Consider the following 18497-nt stretch of genomic DNA (forward strand, 5'->3'; position numbering starts at 1 on the left):
GCTTTCGTCATTCGGGGAACTCCGCGAGGTAGAACGCCGGCTGGCGCACGACCTCGTCTTCCGGGCCCCTGACCAGCGGCCCGATGATTACCAATGCGGCGAAGAGCACCGCGATTTCAAGGTGATAGACGGCACCGTAGCCGGTCGCGGGGCCCACCAGGGCCTCGCCCAGGGCGCCGCTGGCCGCCAGGTGGCCGACCATGTCCCGGAGGGCGCCGCCGGCGGCGATGGCAAGGCCGGTGGCGGTCGCCTGAACCGCACCCCAGGCACCGAGGGCGAGGCCGGCCTGGCCGTCCTCGCCGAGGCGCATCGCCGCCGTGAGCGTCCCGACGGCGAAGAGTCCGCCGCCGAGGCCGATGGCGAAGGTGCCGAAGCGGAACAGGTCGGCCGAGCCGAGCGGCGCGGCGAAGATGACCGCCGCAAACGCAAAGATGCCCACCAGGGCGCCGTAGGCGGCGAGGCGCACCGGGTCGGCGCCGCGGCTGAGTTGCCGGGACGCGAAGGCGAAGGCGCCGAGCATGCCGAGGGCGAAGAGCGCCGTGAGGCCGGTGGTGGCGCTGACCGAGAGGCCGAGGACTTCGCCACCGTAGGGTTCAAGGAGAATGTCCTGCATGCTGAAGCCGGCGCTGCCGAGGGCGACGGCGAGCAGCAGCCGGGTGGCGCGCCCCTGGCGGCACAGCCGGCGCCAGGCTTCCCGGAAGGGCGGGCGTTCCACCCCGCGGTTGCGCGACGGATCGCGGGCTTCCTGCTTCCAGAGGGCGACCACGTTCAGCACGACGGTCACCGCGGCGGCGCCCTGGATGACCTGGATCAGGCGTACCGGGCTGAAGTCCGCGAGCAGGAAAGAAAAGGCGAAGGAACTGCCGATCATGCCCACGAGGAGCATGACGTAGAGCAGGGCAACCACCCGCGGCCGGTTTTCCTCGTTGGCGAGGTCCGTGGCCAGGGCGAGGCCGGCGGTCTGGGTGGTGTGCAGGCCGGCGCCGACCAGCAGGAAGGCGAGGCCCGCCGCGGCGGGGCCGACCCAGGCGGGGCCCATGGCCGGGTCCCAGAGCACCAGCAGGGCAAAAGGCATGATGGCGAGCCCGCCGAACTGGGCGATGCTGCCGAGCCAGATATAGGGCACGCGGCGCCAGCCCAGGGCCGAGCGGTGGTGGTCGCTGCGAAAGCCGATGAGGGCGCGCGCCGGTGCGAAGAGGAGCGGCAGGGATACCATGACCGAGACCAGCCAGGCGGGCTGGTCGAGTTCGAGCACCATGACCCGGTTCAGCGTGCCGTTCAGGAGCACGATCGCCATGCCGACGGAGACCTGGAACAGGGACAGGCGCAGCAGCCGGTCCAGCGGCAGTTCCTCGGTGACCGCGTCGGCAAAGGGCAGCCAGCGCGTCCCGAGGTGGGACAGCACTTTCTGCGTGATGGCCACGGAGCGCTTCACCCGTTGTTCGCCTCCTGCCGGCGCAGTTCGCAGGCCTGGGAAGTGTAGAAGCCGCTTTTCACGCGGTGGCTGCGCCCGCGCTCCCAGTCGCAGAGGCCCGGTGCGCTGGCGAGGTCGCCGTACAGGCGCTTCTCACTGATGGGCACGATGGCCGGTGCGCGATCGCCGCGCGGAAAGAGGCCGCCGACGGCGTGCATGACCGCCAGCAGCGGCGTGCGCGGTGCAAAGGTGAACAGCATGCCGCGACGCACGCTGGCCGCGAGTTTCGCCAGCACTTCGACGGCGTGGTGCGGGTCGTAGTGGATCACCGAGTCCATCGCCACCACGTAGTCGAAGCGCTCGCCCTCCACCGATGCCATGTCGCCGACCCGGAAATCGATGTGCCCGGGCGCGAGGTCCGTCGGCTGCCGTTCCCGGGCGAGCTCGACCAGCGTCGGCGAGAGGTCGATGGCCACCACGCTCGCACCCCGGCGCGCGGCCTCCACGCTGAACGCGCCGGTGCCGCAGCCGGCATCCAGGATCCGGAGCCCCGCGAGGTCCTCCGGCAGCCAGGACAGCAGCGTGGCACGCATTTCATCGCGGCCCGCGCGCACCGTCTGCCGGATGCGGCTGACCGGCGCATCGGAGGTCAGGGCCGACCACGCGTCCGCGGCGGTGCGATCGAAGTAGGTCTCGATTTCCGAGCGCCGCTCGTTGTAACTCGTACTCGCCATCAGTTGAAGCCCTTGTCAAAGAAGCCCTTGTCAAAGCCTTAATCGAAGCCCAGGAAGTCGAAAAGGTCGCGGTCTTTCATGGGGGTGACCTCCTGCGGCTCGATGCCGCGAAGCAGGGATTCCGCCAGGTTCAGGTACTCCTGCTGCACCTCCTCGAGGCCCTCGCAGGGTTCCATTTCGAACAGGGTGCACTTCTTCAGGCGGCTGCGGCGGATGACGTCGAGCGCCGGGAAGTGGGCGAGGCGCTTCAGGCCCACGGCGTCGTTGAAGCGGTCGATCTCGTCGGTCTGCTCACTGCGGTTGGCGATCACGCCGCCCAGGCGCACCTTGTAGTTCTTCGACTTGGCGCCGATGGCCGCGGCGATGCGGTTCATGGCGAAGATCGAGTCGAAATCATTGGCGGTGACCACCAGCGCGCGCTCGGCATGCTGCAGCGGCGAGGCGAAGCCGCCGCAGACCACGTCGCCGAGCACGTCGAAGATGACCACGTCCGAGTCTTCGAGCAGGTGGTGCTGCTTGAGCAGCTTGACGGTCTGGCCGACCACGTAGCCGCCGCAGCCGGTGCCGGCGGGCGGGCCGCCGGCCTCGACGCACATGACGCCGTTGTAGCCTTCGTGCACGAAGTCTTCGATCTGCAGTTCCTCGCTGTGGAATTCCACTTCCTCGAGGGCGTCGATGACGGTCGGCATGAGGGCCTTGGTCAGGGTGAAGGTGGAGTCGTGCTTCGGGTCGCAGCCGATCTGGATGACCCGCTTGCCGAGCTTGGAAAAGGCGACCGACAGGTTCGACGAGGTCGTGGACTTGCCGATCCCGCCCTTGCCGTAGATGGCGAAGACCTGCGCCTGGCCGATATCGATTTCCGGGTCCAGGTGTACCTGGACGCTGCCCTCACCGTCGGGGGGCGTCCCCGGCGGATCGACGAGCTGTACGGGGATGTTATTGTCGAGACTCATGCAGCTACCTCTTCTGTGACGCCTTCGAGCCAGTCCTCGAGGTCCTCGCCGGCACGGCGGAGGGCTTCCAGGGTGGCCTCGTCGGGGTTCCAGTATTGGCGGTCGTGGGCCTCGAGGAGCCGGTTGGCTACCTTGACCGAGGCCGCGGGATTGAGCTTGGCGAGACGCTTGCGCATTTCCTCGTCGAGGATGAAGGTCTCGGACAGCTTCTGGTAGACCCAGGGGGCCACCTGCCCGGTGGTGGCGGACCAGCCCATGGTATTGGTCACATGGGACTCGATCTGCCGCACGCCCTCGAAGCCATGTTCGAGGACGCTCTCGTACCACTTCGGGTTGAGCACGCGGGTGCGTGTCTCCAGGGCCACCTGCTCGGCGAGGGTGCGGACCTTGCCGTTGCTGGTGGTCTGGTCGGAGATGTAGACCGGCACGTCTTCGCCGCGGGAGCGCTTCACCGCGCGGCTGATGCCGCCGAGCGTATCGAAGTACTGGTCCAGGGTAGTGACGCCGACCTCGACGGAGTCGAGGTTCTGGTAGGCGAGCTGCACGTTGGACAGTACCGAGTTGAGCAGGTCCGCCTGCGGTGCGGACTGGCCGGAGCGGCTGTAGGCATAGCACTTGCGCGAGGTGTAGGTATCGGCGAGTTCGCCCTCATCTTCCCAGCGGCTGTTGTCCACCAGCAGGTTGACGTTGGAGCCGTAGGCGCCCTCGGCGTTGGAGAATACCCGCAGGGCTGCGGTTTCCAGGTCGCAGCCGTGCTGGGCCTGGTAGGCCAGCGCATGCTTGCGCACGAAGTTCATCTCCGCCGGCTCGTCCGCCTCCGCTGCCAGGAAGGCGGCTTCCGCGAGCATGCGCGTCTGCAGCGGCAGCAGGTCGCGGAAGATGCCGGAGAGGGTGATGATCACGTCGATGCGCGGCCGGCCCAGCTCTTCGAGGGGCTTGAGCACGGCGCCGCAGACGCGACCGTAGCCGTCGAATTTCGGTTCGGCGCCGATGAGCGCGAGGGCCTGGGCGATGGGTCCACCCTCGTTTTTCAGGTTGTCCGAGCCCCAAAGTACGAGGGCGATGGACTCGGGTACGCCGTTGCCTTCGGCGGCATGCCGGTCGAGGAGCGTCTGCGCCTGCCGGGCGCCGTCGCGCAGGGCGAAACGGCTGGGCAGGCGGAACGGGTCGAAGCCGTGCAGGTTGCGGCCCGTGGGCAGCACGTCCGGTGTGCGCAGCAGGTCGCCGCCCGGCGCCGGGCGGATGAAGCGACCGTCGAGAGCGCGGAGGATGGCATCCAGTTCGCTGTCCGTGCCGAGCATGAGAGCCGCCTTCGCCAGCTGCCGGCAGGCCTCGAGGAGCTGTTCCTCGTCCGCCTCGCTCCCTGCGACCTTTGCCAGCCGGGCGGCCACAGCCTTCGGTTCCTCACCGTCGAGCAGCTTTTCGAGGATCTCGCGGTCCAGGTCGAGGTCGTGGCTGGCCAGGGCGATGGAGCCGAGCATGTCGAGCTGTTCCTCGCGCGTCGGCGCCTCGCCGACGACGTGCAGACCATAGGGGATCAGGGTTTCCTCCACCTCGATGAGCTGCCTGCGCAGGTCCTCGATGGCGTCGAAGCTGTTCTCGTCCCAGGCCGGCTCTGCGGCGCAGAGTTCCAGTTCCACGGCCTGGCTCTGGATGAGCGAGGCGAGATCCGCGCGGGCCTCGGCCCCCTTGTCCTGCTCGCCGCGCCAGCGGTCGATGGAGGCCTTGAGATCGAGGAGCCCCTTGTACAGGTCCGACTGGGTGACCGGCGGCGTCAGGTAGCTGATCAGCGTGGCCGCCGAGCGACGCTTGGCGATCAGGCCCTCGGAGGGATTGTTGGCACCGTAGAGATAGAAATTCGGCAGGTCGCCGATGAGCCGGTCCGGCCAGCAGCTTCCGGCCATGCCGGCCTGCTTGCCGGGCATGAACTCCAGGGCGCCGTGGGTGCCGTAGTGGAGCACCGCGTCCGCGCCGAAGTCCTCGCGCAGGTAGCGGTAGAAGGCACTGAAGGCATGCGTGGGCGTGAAACCGCGCTCGAAGAGCAGGCGCATCGGGTCGCCCTCGTAGCCGAAGCCCGGCTGCACGCCGACCATGACGTTGCCGAACTGTGCCCCCATGACGAAGATGTTGCGCCCGTCGGACAGTTCCTTGCCCGGGGCCGGGCCCCACTGGGCCTCGATTTCCTCCAGCCAGGTCTCCCGGGCGACGTGGTCGTCGGCCGGGATGTGGGCGTGCACGTTGGCCATGGCGCCGTACTGCGCGGCATTGCCCTCGATGATGGCGCGGCGCAGCGCGTCCACATCCTCCGGCACGTCCACGGCGTAGCCCTGGGCCTGCATGGCGCGGAGCGTATTGAACAGCGATTCGAAGACCGCGAGGTTGGCCGCGGTACCGGTGTTACCCGCGTGCGGCGGGAAGTTGAAGATGACGATGGCGACCTTGCGCTCGGCGCGCTTGCCGCGGCGCAGGGATACGAGCCGCTCCACGCGGTTGGCGAGAACATCGATCCGCTCGGCGTGGGCGCGCATGTCGTGCTCGCTGCTGCCCTCGGCGGCGTCCGAGCGGCCGCCGAAGACCATCGGGCCGGTGGCGCCGTCCAGTTCCGGGATCGCGACCATCATGGTCGCCTCGATGGGCATGAGGCCGTTTTCCGAGGCCTCCCACTGCTCCAGGCTCTGGAACTCCAGCGCGTGGGCGGCGATGTAGGGCACGTCGAGGCGCGCGAGCATGTCCTCGGCGGCTTTTGAATCGTTGTAAGCCGGGCCGCCGACCAGGGAGAAGCCGGTCAGGGAGAGGACGGCGTCCACCACCGGCTGGCCGTCCTCCATGAAGTATTTTTCCACCGCCGGCCGGGCATCGAGGCCGCTGGCGAAGGCGGTGACAACGCGCAGCCCGCGCTCGCGCAGGGCGGCGATCACGGCGTCGTAGTGCCCCGAGTTACCGGCGAGGGCGTAGGAGCGCATGATCAGGATGCCGACGGTGCCGCGGCAGCCTTTCGGAGCCCGCGGCAGGTCCTTCAGGTCGTCGCTGATGCGGCGCTTGAGTCCCGGATCGTAGAGCCCCGTGTCCGGGTATTCGATCGGCGAGTGGGTCTTGAGCTGGCCGCGGAGGGCCGCGCGCGGACCGTCGGCGTAGCGGTCGATGAGGAAGCCCATCATGCGCTGCAGGTTCTCGTCGGAGCCGGCGAGCCAGTACTGCAGGGTCAGGAAGTAGGCGCGCACGTCCTGGGCTGTGCCCGGGATGAAGCGCAGGATCTTCGGCAGCTGGCGCAGCACCGTGAGCTGCTGCGCCCCGGCGCTGGCCTTGGCCTTGCCGTTCTTGCCGCGCAGGCGCTTGAGCAGGGCGACCGGCCCCTTCGCCTCGCCGTCCATGGTGAAGCGGCCCATGCGGGTTAGCTTCATGACCTCGGCGCCGGACATGCAGCAGATCATGGCATCGCAGTCGTCGCGGCGGGCGGTGAGCGCGGGCAGCACGGCGCTGATGTGTTCCTCGAGAAACAGCATCGTGACCACGATGATGTCGCCCTCGGCGATATCGGCCAGGCAGCGCTCGAGTTGTTCCGGCTGCTTGTCCCACGCCGCGGCGGCGTGCGTCCGCACGTCCAGCCCGGGCAGGTCCGTGCCCAGGGCGGCGGCGGCCCGGTCCACGCTCCCCGTGACGTGATTGTCCAGGGTGACGAGGACGAACCGCAGCGGGGTTTCAGCGGCTGAAGTGCGCTTTCGCTTCATAGAGCGTCTCCACGTTGATGGCGGCCACGCCGCGCTCCATCGCGTATTTTTCCGTGTTGCGCCGGGCCTTGCCGCGAACGAAGAAGGGAATCTTCTTCAGCTCCTTCTCGGCGTCGGCTTCCCAGCGGAGGGCGGCATCTTCCGCGCTTTCCGCGGCCGGCGCTTCGGCCGGGCGGTGGCTGGTGCCGCCAACGGCGGCCAGGTGCGAGGGCACCTTGTCGTCGTTGAACTCGAAGTCCTCCCGGAACATGGTCAGGAGGTGTTCCTCCAGCCCCATGACCAGCGGGTGGACCCAGGTGTCGAAGATCACGTTGGCGCCCTCGAAGCCCATCTGCGGCGAGTAGCGCGCGGGGTAGTCCTGCACGTGGGCCGGGGTCGAGATGACCGCGCAGCCGATGCCGAGCTTCTTGGCGATGTGACGCTCCATCTGCGTGCCGAGCACGAGCTCCGGCTGGAGGTCGGCCACGGCCTTTTCCACCTCGAGGTAGTTGTCGGTGATGAGTGCCTCGAGGCCGTAGTCCTTCGCGGCCTTGCGCACGGCGCGGGCCTGCTCGCGGGAGTAGGTGCCGAGGCCGACGACGTCGAAGCCCATTTCCTCGCGGGCCATGCGGGCCGCCGCCAGGGCGTGGGTGGCGTCGGCGAAGATGAACACGCGCTTGCCGGTCAGGTAGGTCGAGTCCACCGAGCGGGAGTACCAGGGCAGGCGGCAGACAGCGTCGGCGGTGACCTCGCAGTCGGTCAGGCCGAGAGTCTCGGCGAGTTCCTGCAGGAAGTCGCGGGTCGCGCCGACCCCGATGGGCACGGTGCTGATCACGGGTTGCCTGAAGGTGCGCTGGAGCCAGGCGCAGGTGCTGTCGGCGACCTCGGGATAGAGACAGATGTTGGCGTCTGCTTCCGGGATGCGCAACAGATCCTGCGGGCTCGCACCGAGGGGGGCGACCACGCCGACATCCACGCCGACGCTCGCCAGCAGTTTCTGCACTTCGATGATGTCGTCCCGGCACCGGAAACCCAGGGAGGTCGGCCCGAGGAGGTTCACGATCGGCCGCCGGTCCTGCGGCCGCGGCGGCCGGGTCCAGCCCGGCTCCGGGGCCTGGCGGTTGAGGAGCCCGCGGACCAGCGAGTAGAAGGTCTCGGCGGCGCCCCAGTTCTCCTTGCGCGAGTAGGCCAGCATCTCCAGCGGGATGATCGGGACATCGAGCCCGGCGCCGGTGGCGAGCGTCCCCGGCTGGTCCTGGATGAGCTCTGCCGTGCAGGAGTCGCCCACGAGCAGCACGCTCGGACGGAAGCGGTCCACGGTGCTGCGCAGCGTACCGGTGACCAGCTCGGCGGTATCGGAACCGAGGTCCCGGGCCTGGAAGGTCGTATAGGTCACCGGGGGGCGCTTGCGGTCCCGCTCGATCATGGTGAAGAGCAGGTCCGCATAGGTGTCGCCCTGGGGTGAGTGCAGCAGCAGGTGCACGCCGCGCATGGAGTTGGCGATGCGGATGGCCCCGACGTGCGGTGGCCCTTCGTAGGTCCAGAAGGTCAGCTCCATTGCTGCCTATACCTCCAGCATGTCCTGCCGCGCCAGCGGCCGCGTGAACAGGCCGGCGAGATCGCCGGCCTGGTCGTAGCCGTGTACGGGCGTGAAGACGAGTTCAATGGACCACTTGGTGCGCAGCCCTTCGGATTCCAGCGGGTTGGCGATGCCAAGGCCGCAGACCGTCAGGTCCGGCCGTGCGGCGCGCACGCGGTCCAGCTGCGGGTCGAGGTCCTGGCCCTCGGTGATGCGTACGCCCTCGGGCAGCAGCGGCAGCTCGGCGGCCATGGTCTGCTGGTCGAAGAAAGGCGTGCCGATCTCGGCCAGTTCCATGTCGCACTCGCGCTGCAGGAAGCGTGCGAGGGGCAGCTCCATCTGCGAGTCGGGCAGGAACGTGATGCGCTTGCCTGCCAGCCGCTGCCGCGGCGCTTCCAGCGCCCGCTCGGCGCGCGCCCGCGGCGCCGCCGTGACCTGCTCGAAATGATCCGGCGCGACACCGAAGGCCTCTGCGGCCGCGCGCAGCCAGGCCGTGGTGCCCTCGGCACCGTAGGGGTAGGGGGCCTGCAGGAGTTTCGCGCCTCGCTTCTCGAGGGCGCGGGTGGCGTTGCCCAGGAAGGGTTGGGCCAGCAGTAGCCGGGTATTCGGGCCCACCGGGGGCATGGCCGTGGAGCTGCGCGCCGGGAAGAAATGCACCGGACCGATGCCGAGCTGCTCGAAGAGGCGTGCGAACTGGTCCTCGACGATGTCCGGGAGGCTGCCGGCGACCATGAGGGCCGGTTCGTCGCTGTCATCGGCGGGCAGCTTCGCGGCGAGGCTCTCGAGGCAGCTGTCCTCGCCCTGGGTGAAGGTGGTCTCGATGCCGCTGCCTGAGTAGTCGACGAAGCGGACCCGGCCGTCGTATTTCTGCCCCAGGCGCTGGGCGGCATTGGCGAGGTCGAGCTTGATCACCTCCGAAGGGCAGGAGCTGACCAGGAAGACGGTCCTGATCTCGGGGCGCCGGGCAATGACCTGGGACGCGACCCGATCGAGCTCCTCGTTGGCATCGGCGAGGCCGGCAAGGTCCCGGTCCTGGAGGACTGCCGTGGCGAAGCGCGGTTCGGCGAAGATCATCACGCCGGCGGCCGACTGGATGAGGTGGGCGCAGGTGCGCGAGCCGACGACCAGGAAGAAAGCATCCTGGATCTTGCGGTGTAGCCAGATGATGGAGGTGAGGCCGCAGAACACCGCCCGCTGGCCGCGCTCCTGGGTGATCGGCGCGCTGCCCGGGCGGTCGCTGGCGAGGACGGCGTTGCTCATTCTGCGGCTCCTGCGAGTGCGCCGGTGGCGGCCGTGCTGGCGGCCTCCTGCAGCCGGGCGGCGCGCAGCTTGAGGAGGAACTGCGCGGCGTTGATGACATAGGCGCTGTAGGCGGCGAGGGCGATCCACATCTGTCCCGCCGGGGTGAACCAGTCGAACAGCCAGCTCAACAGGTAGGCCGTGTGCAGGGCGATCACCAGCATGCTCACCATGTCTTCCCAGTAGAAAGCCGGGGCGAACAGGTACTGGCCGAACACGACCTTCTCCCAGATGGCGCCGGTGACCATGATTGTGTAAAGGATGCCTGTCTTGACCACGATGGAGGCGGTCGCGGCGCCGAGGCCCGTGCCGTTGAGGAGAAAGTTCACCACCAGTACCAGGCTCACCAGGAAGACGAGGAACTGGAGCGGGGCGAGGATGCCCTGGACCAGGGTCCAGGGAGACTCGTCCCGCCGGCGGCGCTGCTCCGGCGTATACAAGGACGCGCTGCCCGCACCTTGGGGATGTGCTGCCATGGATCGTACCAACCATTACTTATCCGCTGCCCTTGAAAAGTTAGTCTCCTCGGCGAAGTATGTCAACTAAACCTGACACCATTGTGAGTCTAGTAAAATTGACAAACATCAAAGCATGGGGTTTACTCTCTCTACATGCCGCAAGAGCGTGTGTCTGGGTGGGGGATGTGTATAATCTGCGCTTCCGCCGTTTATCGGCAAAAGAAATAAAAAAGTCATTCTTTATATTTGCGGACGCGAAAGCATGGCCGTCGATTTGGACGCTGCAGCGCTGGTCGGATTGCTCGCAAAGGTAGCCGACATTGGTTTCGTCCTCGACAGAGACGGCGGGATTGCCGAGCTTGCGTCCAACGGCGGTGAGCTGGCGGCCCACATTGGTGAGAGCTGGCTAGGCCGCTCTCTCCTCGACACCGTGGAAGGCGACAGCCGGCAGCGGCTGGCTGACACCCTGGCTGCCGTGTGGGCGCATCCCGGCGAACCGGAACGAATCGACCTCGCCCATATCCTGGAAGACGGCGCGCCGCTGCCGGTCGAATACCGGTTCGTCACCCTGCCGGACGGCGGCGGCGTGATCGCCGCGGGGCGCGACATGCGTCCCGTCGCGAGTCTCCGCCAGCAGCTGCTCAATGCCCAGCAGGCGCTGGAGCAGGATTACTGGCGCCTGCGCCAGGTCGAGACCCGGTACCGCCAGCTCTTCGACATGATCGCCGACGCCATCCTGGTCGTGGATGCGGGCAGCGGGCGCGTTCTCGAGGCGAATCCGGCCGCCAGCGAGCTCCTGGGCGGCGGCAACCGGGTCGTCGGCAAGCCCTTCCCTCTCGGCCTGTCGGAGCGCTCCCAGCGGGATATCACCGGGCTGCTTGCCGAGGCCCAGGCCACCGGCCGCGCCCTCCTTTCCGGCGTGACCCGCGCCGTCGACGACGCGCCGCTCTCAGCCGTGGTCAGCTACCTGCGCCAGGGCAGCGAGACGCGCTTCCTGGTGCGTTTCGCCCGGGAGGGCGGCGAGCTTGCCGGCGGCGATGAGCAGGCGCTGCCGCCGAGCCTGCAGCAGGCGCCCGACGCGGTGCTGCTGACCGACACGGAGGGCCGCGTGCTCGCCGCCAACAGGACCTTCCTCGACCTCGCGCAGGTCGTCGGCGAAGACCGGCTGACGGGCCTGTCTGCCGATCGCTGGCTGGGCCGCTCCGGGGTAGACCTCTCCGTGCTCCTCTCCAACCTCAACGAACGCGGCACGGTGAAGCTCTTTTCCACGGTGCTGCGCGGCGAGGCCGGTGTGAACACGGACGTGGAGATCTCGGCCTGCACCCTCGGTGACGGGCCCCGGGGACGGCTCGCCTTCTACATTCGTGACGTCAGCCGGCGGGTGAGCGATGGCCAGGCGAGTGGCGACAGCCTGCCTTCGTCCATCGAGCAGATCACGCGCCGGGTTGGCCGCATGCCCCTGAAGGAGCTGGTCCGCGAATCCACGGACATCATCGAGGCCATGTGCATCCGCGCCGCGCTCGAACTCACGCAGGACAACCGGGCCTCCGCCGCCGAGCTGCTCGGGCTGAGCCGGCAGAGCCTCTATGCGAAGCTCCGGCGTTATGATATTTCCGGGGTAGAGTCGGACGCCGTCTCCCCCTGAGCGCCGGGTTCTTGCGCCCTGTCAATAAAAACTGACACTGATCGCGCCAAAAGTGTAAATCCTGATTGACGCTCTCCGGGGGCGCTTCTATAGTCGGGGTATGCAAGGCTCAGAGTCCGTCGTCAGCGGGAGTGCGCGCGTCGATCCAAAGGCGCTTCTGCAACTCCTCAAGCCCATCACGTGGTTTCCGCCCATGTGGGCCTTCGGCTGTGGCGTCGTTTCCGCCGGCACCCCCCTGCTGGAGCGGCCCTGGGCCTTTGTCGCCGGCATTATCCTGGCCGGCCCCCTGGTCTGCGGTGCCAGCCAGGTGGTCAACGACTGGTTCGACCGGGAAGTCGATGCCATCAACGAGCCCGGGCGGCCCATTCCCTCGGGCCGGGTGCCCGGGAACATCGGTCTCTACTACGCCGTTTTCTGGTCGCTGCTCGCCCTGCCCGTGGCCTGGGTGCTCGGTCCCGCGGTGTTCTGGGCGACACTCCTCGGCCTCGCCCTCGCCTGGGCCTACAGCGCGCCGCCCGCGCGGCTCAAGCTCAACGGCTGGTGGGGCAACGCGGCCTGTGGCTTCGCCTACGAGGGACTGGCCTGGGTGACCGGGGCCGCGGTCATGCTCGGCGGGGTGCTGCCACCGCTGCCGATCCTGCTCCTCGCCGTGCTCTACAGCCTCGGTGCGCACGGCATCATGACCCTCAACGACTTCAAGGCCATCGAGGGCGATCGCCGCCTCGGCGTGCGCACGATCCCGGTACAGCTGGGGCCCGAGCGGGCGGCGAAGCTGGCCTGCGTGGTCATGGCCCTGCCGCAGGTCGCGGTCATCGCGCTGCTGGCCTCCTGGGACCGCCCCTGGCACGCGGCGATCGTCGCCGGATTGCTTCTCTTGCAGGGGTTGGCAATGAAGCGAATGCTTACTGACCCGAAGGGTCTGGCGCCCTGGTACAACGGCACCGGCGTGACTCTCTACGTCATCGGCATGATGACCAGCGCGGCGGCGGTACGCGGCATGGGAGCGGCCCTGTGAGCGCGGCGGGGTTCGGCTGGCTGACCATCGTCCGCCTCGGCCTGGTGCAGACGGCGCTCGGCGCCATCGTCGTGCTCACCACCTCCACCATCAACCGGGTCATGGTCGTCGAGCTGGCGCTGCCGGCCATGCTGCCGGGCTTCCTGGTGGCCCTGCATCACGTGGTGCAGATGAGCCGGCCCCACTTCGGCCACCGCTCCGACGTGGGCGGGCGGCGCACCCCCTGGATCATCGGCGGCATGTTCGCCCTCGCCCTCGGCGGCGTCGGCGCGGCGACCGGCACCGCGGTCATGGCGACGGCCCACGGGCTCGGCGTCGCCATCGCGGTCTGTTCCTTCGTGGTCATCGGTCTCGGCGTCGGCGCGTCGGGGACCTCGCTGCTCGCGCTCCTCGCCAAGCGGGTCGACCCGGGCCGCCGGCCGGCGGCGGCGAGCATCGTCTGGATCATGATGATCGCCGGCTTCGCCATTACCGCCGGCCTCGCCGGGCATTTCCTCGACCCCTTCAGTCCCGAGCGCCTCGTGGCCGTCACCGCCACCGTCTCGGCCGCCGCTTTCCTGCTTACCCTGCTCGCGCTCTGGGGCGTGGAGGGTGCCGCACAGCAGGCGCCAGTGACGGAGCCCGCACAGGCTGCCGCATCCCCCCACGGCGCCGCCCGGCCGCGCTTCGGCCAGGCGCTGCGCGAGGTCTGGGAAGAAGCCGACGCGCGCCGCTTCACCATCTTCGTCTTCGTCTCCATGCTGGCCTACAGTACCCAGGACCTGATCCTCGAGCCCTACGCCGGCACGGTTTTCGGCATGACCCCCGGGGAGTCCACCCAGCTCGCGGGTGTGCAGCACGGCGGCGTCCTCCTGGGCATGCTGCTCGTGGCGATCACCGGTACGGCCGCGCGCCGCGCTGCCCCGGGGCTGCTGCGCTGGTGGACCGTGGGTGGCTGTGCCGCCTCGGCCCTGGCGCTGGCGGGCATTGCCTATGGCGGCGGGCACGCGCTCGCCTGGCCGCTGCGTCTCAATGTCTTCCTGCTCGGTGTCGCCAACGGCGCCTTCGCGGTGGCCGCCATCGCCTCGATGATGACCCTGGCCGGCCGCGGCAGGAGCCGCAGCGAGGGCATTCGCATGGGCCTCTGGGGCGGCGCCCAGGCCATCGCCTTCGGCCTCGGCGGCTTTCTCGGCACCGTCGCTATCGACGTGTCGCGACAGTTTCTCGACAACCCGGTGCATGCCTACGCCATCGTCTTCTCCGGCGAGGCGGCACTGTTTCTCTACGCGGCGGTGCTCGGCCTGACCGTGCGCCTCGCAACTTCGGACAACACATCGGACAACACGGCTGACCGCCCGGCACCGACCTTCGGCGACGTGGCCATGGCCGAGGTACTCCAGGGGAGGTAACCCGGATGCAGGACACAGAAACCTTTGACGTCATCGTGGTCGGCGGCGGCCCCGCCGGCGCGACCGCTGCCACGGACCTCGCCCGCGGCGGGCACAGTGTGCTCCTGCTGGAGCGCGCTTTCCGCATCAAGCCCTGCGGCGGCGCCATTCCGCCACGGCTGATCGAGGACTTCGACATTCCTCAGCACCTGCTCGTGGCCCGGATCAGCGCCGCGCGCATGGTCTCCCCGGCGAACGAGCGTGTCGACATGCCGGTGGGTGATACCTACGTCGGCATGGTGGATCGCGATGTGTTCGATCCCTGGCTGCGCAAGCGGGCGGCGGAGGCCGGTGCGACCGTGCGCACGGCAACCTTCAAGGACCTCGAATACCTCGACGACGGCAGGGTTCGCGTGAGCTACCTCGACAAGGATACGGTGGGCGAGAAACGGCAGGTTGTGGCCCGCGCGGTGATCGGCGCGGACGGCGCACGCTCCCGGGTGGCTGCCCGCTGTGTCCCCGGCGGCGACAAGGTGCGCACGGTTTTCGCCTACCACGAGATCGTCGAGTCGCCCGCGGCCAACGACGGTGCCGACTTCGACCCGCAGCGCTGCGATGTGTGGTACCAGGGGCGGCTGTCCCCCGATTTCTATGCCTGGGTCTTCCCGCACGGCGACAAGACCAGCATCGGCGTGGGCAGCGAGCAGAAGGGCTTCTCGGCGCCGGAGTCGGTGGCCAGGCTGCGGGCTGACGTGGGTCTCACCGATGCCCGCACGGTGCGCCGGGAAGGCGCGCCGATCCCCCTGAAGCCGCTGAAGCGTTGGGATGACGGCCGCAATGTGCTCCTGGCCGGCGACGCCGCGGGGGTGGTCGCGCCGGCCTCCGGTGAGGGGATCTACTACGCCATGGTCGGTGGCCGCCTCGCCGCTGAGACGGTGGCGCAGTTTCTTGCCACCGGCGATGCGCGGGTGTTCAAGCGCGCCCGCAAGCGCTTCATGCGCGAGCATGGCCGGGTTTTCTTCATCCTCGGCATCATGCAGCGCTTCTGGTACACCACGGACAAGCGCCGCGAGAAGTTCGTGAAGATCTGCCGTGATCCGGACGTCCAGTACCTGACCTGGCAGGCCTACACGCAGAAGAAGCTGCAGCGGGCCCGCCCGGTCGCGCATGTGCGCATCTTCTTCAAGGACGTCGCGCACCTCCTCGGTTTCGCCCGCTAGCCGGGCTCCGGGCCCCGGGCACGGTGGAAGGCTGGTTTGTCAGCGGACGCATCGTCGATGCGCTCCTTGCGCTGGTGCTGCTGGAGGCGATACTTTTCTACCGCGCCGGCCGGGGCCGGGCGCTGCTCCCCAATCTCGCGGCCGGCGCGTGCCTGCTGCTGGCGCTGCGTGCGGCGTTGACCGGCGCCCCGCCCGGATGGCTGGGACTCTGGCTTGCGTTCGCGGGGGTCGCCCACGGCCTTGACGTGGCCGGCCGCTGGCGGGCCGGCCGGGCCTAGCTCCGGTTTAGCGGGTGCCTTACCAGGCCGGTGCCATGCGCACCTGCTCGGGCAGCTCGTTCGACTTCACCGGCATGAGGTAGAGGCGGGCGAAGGTCGCCGCACCGCGCACGGCCAGCCAGCCCCGCTGCAGCCTGCCGATGAGGCCGCCGCGCTCCTTCGCTGCCTGGGTGGCGACGTTGATGTCGCGCAGCCGCTCCAGGCCGCGGCGGAAAGCCGGGTTGTCCGTGTCCAGGGTGAGCGGGAAAATCTGCTTGCTGATCTCCGTGGTGATGTCGAAGACCTTGTAGTCGAACTCCGTCGGGTCCATGCCCAGGGCCTTGTAGAGCTGCGGCCGGGTGTGGTCCCGCACGTACATGGTGGAGTACACCGCGAGCAGGAAGAAGCGGATCCACAGCTTGTTGAGGCCGCTGGTCAGGTGCGGGTTGGCGCGCATGATCAATGCGAAGGCCTCGCCGTGGCGGAACTCGTCGTTACACCACTCCATGAACCAGTTGAAGATGGGGTGGAAGCGGTACTCCGGGTGCCGCTCGAGGTGGCGGTAGATGGTGATGTAGCGGGCGTAGCCGATCTTCTCGGAGAGGTAGGTGGCGTAGAAGATGTACTTCGGCTTGAAGAAGGTATAGGCCTTCTCACGCTTGAGGAAGCCGAGGTCCACGGCCACGCCCAGGTTCTTCAGGGACTTGTTGATGAAGCCGGCATGGCGCGACTCGTCCCGGGCCATGTAGCCCATGAGGTCGGCGATGTCCTTGTTGTTCACGTGCTTCTGGATTTCCTGGTAGAGCACGCAACCGGAGTACTCCGAGGTCACCGACGTGGTGAGGAAATCGAGGAATTCGTCGTGGAGTTCCTCGGGGATGTTGACGTCGTCGAAGGTGATTTCCTTGCGGAAGTGGGGCCGGTTTTCATCGCGCTCGAACTCCGCCATCATTTCGTCCCATTCGCGGCGTACCGGCGAGACGTCCAGGCGATCCATGGCGTCGTAGTCCGTGCGGTAGAAGCGCGGCGACAGCAGGGTTTCCTGGGTGGCTTTTTCCGTGGTGGATGAGATGCCGGTGGCGGCGATGGTCTGGCTCATGGCGTTCGGTCCTCGTCATTCCCGCGCAGCACGCCCGGGCAACAGCAGCCGGGGATGCAATGCGAATCACTCCCATGAGCATGGGTCAGCGGCGCGGGACTGTCAACTAAATTAGACATTATGCATGTCAAGTATAGGTAACTATACTGGTAGGCTCAAGCGAACCGCCCGGCAGTGGCGGTAGGTCGGCACGTCCGCCGGCCCGAGGGAGGGAAGGCAATGCCAGATGGTTCCGAAGGCGGCCGTAGCCGCGAGCCCGGGGGCCAGTCCACGCTGTATCACCTCGGCTACGTCAGTACCCAGCGTAGGCCCATGACCGCCGATGAGCTCCTGCAACTGCTGGAGAACGCCCGCGCCTACAATGAGGCCCGGGGCATCACCGGCGTGCTCCTGCACCGGGACAATTCTTTTTTCCAGGTCCTCGAGGGAACCGAGAGCGATGTCCGCGCGATCTTCTCCCGGGTCACCTCCGATCCGCGCCACGAGCGGGTGGAGGTGCTCTTCGAGGAGCCGCTCGAGGAGCGCGAGTTTGCCGACTGGCGCATGGGCTTCCTGGAGCTCGACGGGGTCGATGTCACTCAACTGGAGGGTGTCTCCGACTTTCTCACCCGGGACCTCGATCCGCGGGAGATGTTCACGCGCCTGTCCCGGGCCAAGCGGCTTATGCTGCTCTTCCGGCAGATGTGCTGATTGAGAGTGCTGCTTCGGGACTGAGCCAGGATTGCTCAAGCAGCGGCCGCCGCGCCTGCCGGGACGAGCGCGATGGCCGTCACTCGGCGCCGGCCAGGCCCGGCAGCGGCGGGAATTTCGCCAGGATGCGGACGGCCGCGCTGTCATATTTGTCCTGGTCACGTTCCGGCTCACCCTTGAGGCGCGAGCTCGTCACGCTGCGCCAGACCGATTTCTTCAATGCAGGGTCGATCATGTCGACGATGAAGGTGCCCAGCGTGTATTGGTGCACGGAAGTCTCGGTCCGCGTGGGCATGCAGCTCCAGCAGCTGTACATGGCGTAGCGGTTGTAGGGCCCCCAGCCAACGCCGTACAGCCCGCCGTAGGCCGGTGTCACGTAGCTGCGCACGTCGGTTTTTTCTTCCGTCGCCAGGTGCCAGCTCACAAGGAGGTCCGCATCCGCGGCGTCGGCGACGAAGGTGATGCCCTTGGCCTCCAGTGCCCGCCGCAGCGCGAGGTCGATGCGGTCGCGGGTCATGTCGGAGAGGCTCAGCGGGTTCATGCCGCTGACATGGCCGGAATCCCGATACCAGGCAACGGTGTCGATGCCGCTGAAATCATAGTTCGGGTTGAAGTCGACCATGGGCGCCGGCGGTTTGCTGGCACAGGCAAGCAGGAGAGCCATGCAGATCAGCAGGATCGCGGCACCGGCGCGACGGCACCAGTGCAGGGTTCGGTTAAACATGCTCGGGCATCCTCCCGTTGGTGTTCATCAATACTACCACCGCCTGCGGCCCGTGGGTGACCGGTTACGGCGTCGGTCAGGCGGGTGCAATGCCAGGGCCGCCGGGGCAGCCGGCGAGCAGGTCGAGTATGGCCTGCACGTGCTGCCGCGGGGCCGCGGCCGCAGCGAGAGCCTCGTCGCGCCGCTCGCGCCAATGCACATAGGCCGGGGGCAGGACCGCCGCGAGGCGGTCTTTGAGGGCGGTAAGCGGCGGCAGCAGCTGCTGCCGCCGACGATCGACGGTGGCGGACCAGGGCTGGACGCCGCCGACGAAGAACTTGCGCACGACCGTGCGCA

General features: G+C 68.1%; 15 protein-coding genes and 1 pseudogene. 6 read left to right on the forward strand and 10 right to left on the reverse strand.

What is annotated here, in order from left to right; translation table 11 throughout:
* Positions 1–7: 7 nt before the first annotated feature.
* The 7 genes from ACX93N_RS06295 to bchF are packed head-to-tail and all read right to left on the reverse strand — an operon-like array spanning position 8 to position 10162.
* Positions 8–1435: a BCD family MFS transporter gene (locus tag ACX93N_RS06295; protein WP_459427551.1), complete on the reverse strand. Its 1428-nt coding sequence runs from the start codon at positions 1433–1435 to the stop codon at positions 8–10.
* Complete coding sequence (gene bchM, locus ACX93N_RS06300; RefSeq protein ID WP_459427552.1) at positions 1432–2148, reverse strand: magnesium protoporphyrin IX methyltransferase; 717 nt, start codon at positions 2146–2148, stop codon at positions 1432–1434. Before bchM ends, ACX93N_RS06295 begins: the two co-directional genes overlap by 4 nt.
* A gap of 38 nt (positions 2149–2186) precedes the next feature.
* Positions 2187–3101 carry a ferredoxin:protochlorophyllide reductase (ATP-dependent) iron-sulfur ATP-binding protein gene (gene bchL / locus ACX93N_RS06305; RefSeq protein WP_459427553.1) on the reverse strand — a complete coding sequence of 305 codons (915 nt, stop codon included), beginning with the start codon at positions 3099–3101 and terminating at the stop codon, positions 2187–2189.
* On the reverse strand, positions 3098–6829 hold the full coding sequence (locus ACX93N_RS06310; RefSeq protein ID WP_459427554.1) for a magnesium chelatase subunit H: 3732 nt from the start codon (positions 6827–6829) through the stop codon (positions 3098–3100). The genes bchL and ACX93N_RS06310 overlap by 4 nt, the downstream gene beginning before the upstream one ends.
* The gene (gene bchB / locus ACX93N_RS06315; protein WP_459427555.1) at positions 6801–8366 is read right to left on the reverse strand and encodes a ferredoxin:protochlorophyllide reductase (ATP-dependent) subunit B; all 1566 of its coding nucleotides are present in this window, start codon (positions 8364–8366) and stop codon (positions 6801–6803) included. Before bchB ends, ACX93N_RS06310 begins: the two co-directional genes overlap by 29 nt.
* Positions 8367–8372: 6 nt before the next feature.
* Positions 8373–9647, reverse strand: coding sequence for a ferredoxin:protochlorophyllide reductase (ATP-dependent) subunit N (locus tag ACX93N_RS06320; RefSeq protein WP_459427556.1), 1275 nt, complete (start codon positions 9645–9647; stop codon positions 8373–8375).
* On the reverse strand, positions 9644–10162 hold the full coding sequence (bchF, locus tag ACX93N_RS06325) for a 2-vinyl bacteriochlorophyllide hydratase (protein ID WP_459427557.1): 519 nt from the start codon (positions 10160–10162) through the stop codon (positions 9644–9646). Before bchF ends, ACX93N_RS06320 begins: the two co-directional genes overlap by 4 nt.
* Positions 10163–10406: 244 nt before the next feature.
* Here bchF and ppsR point away from each other — a divergent pair, with 244 nt between their 5' ends.
* From ppsR to ACX93N_RS06350, 5 genes are all read left to right on the forward strand, one after another.
* A complete protein-coding gene (gene ppsR, locus ACX93N_RS06330) occupies positions 10407–11789 on the forward strand; it encodes a transcriptional regulator PpsR (RefSeq protein ID WP_459427558.1) in 1383 nt (460 codons plus the stop codon).
* Between the two features lie 100 nt (positions 11790–11889).
* Positions 11890–12804, forward strand: a complete 915-nt coding sequence (gene chlG, locus ACX93N_RS06335) for a chlorophyll synthase ChlG (protein WP_459427559.1) — start codon at positions 11890–11892, stop codon at positions 12802–12804.
* Positions 12801–14192 (forward strand): BCD family MFS transporter, encoded by a 1392-nt coding sequence (locus ACX93N_RS06340; protein WP_459427560.1) that lies wholly within the window; start codon positions 12801–12803, stop codon positions 14190–14192. Before chlG ends, ACX93N_RS06340 begins: the two co-directional genes overlap by 4 nt.
* Before the next feature lie 5 nt (positions 14193–14197).
* Positions 14198–15391: a geranylgeranyl diphosphate reductase gene (locus tag ACX93N_RS06345; RefSeq protein WP_459427561.1), complete on the forward strand. Its 1194-nt coding sequence runs from the start codon at positions 14198–14200 to the stop codon at positions 15389–15391.
* Between the two features lie 23 nt (positions 15392–15414).
* Entirely contained in the window at positions 15415–15669 is a 255-nt protein-coding gene (locus tag ACX93N_RS06350) for a hypothetical protein (RefSeq protein WP_459427562.1), read from the forward strand.
* A 19-nt stretch (positions 15670–15688) separates the two neighbouring features.
* Here the strand turns inward: ACX93N_RS06350 and acsF are convergent, their stop codons facing one another.
* Positions 15689–16747 carry a magnesium-protoporphyrin IX monomethyl ester (oxidative) cyclase gene (gene acsF, locus ACX93N_RS06355; protein WP_459427563.1) on the reverse strand — a complete coding sequence of 353 codons (1059 nt, stop codon included), beginning with the start codon at positions 16745–16747 and terminating at the stop codon, positions 15689–15691.
* 219 nt (positions 16748–16966) lie between these two features.
* Here acsF and ACX93N_RS06360 point away from each other — a divergent pair, with 219 nt between their 5' ends.
* A complete protein-coding gene (locus ACX93N_RS06360) occupies positions 16967–17437 on the forward strand; it encodes a BLUF domain-containing protein (protein WP_459427564.1) in 471 nt (156 codons plus the stop codon).
* 79 nt (positions 17438–17516) lie between these two features.
* On the opposite strand, the gene ACX93N_RS06365 is transcribed toward ACX93N_RS06360, so the two are convergent.
* Both ACX93N_RS06365 and ACX93N_RS06370 read right to left on the reverse strand, forming a co-directional pair.
* Entirely contained in the window at positions 17517–18161 is a 645-nt protein-coding gene (locus ACX93N_RS06365; RefSeq protein WP_459427565.1) for a DUF4136 domain-containing protein, read from the reverse strand.
* Between the two features lie 76 nt (positions 18162–18237).
* Positions 18238–18497, reverse strand: a pseudogene (locus ACX93N_RS06370) (hypothetical protein); the annotation flags it as partial.

It is taken from the genome of Pseudohaliea sp., from assembly GCF_054552115.1.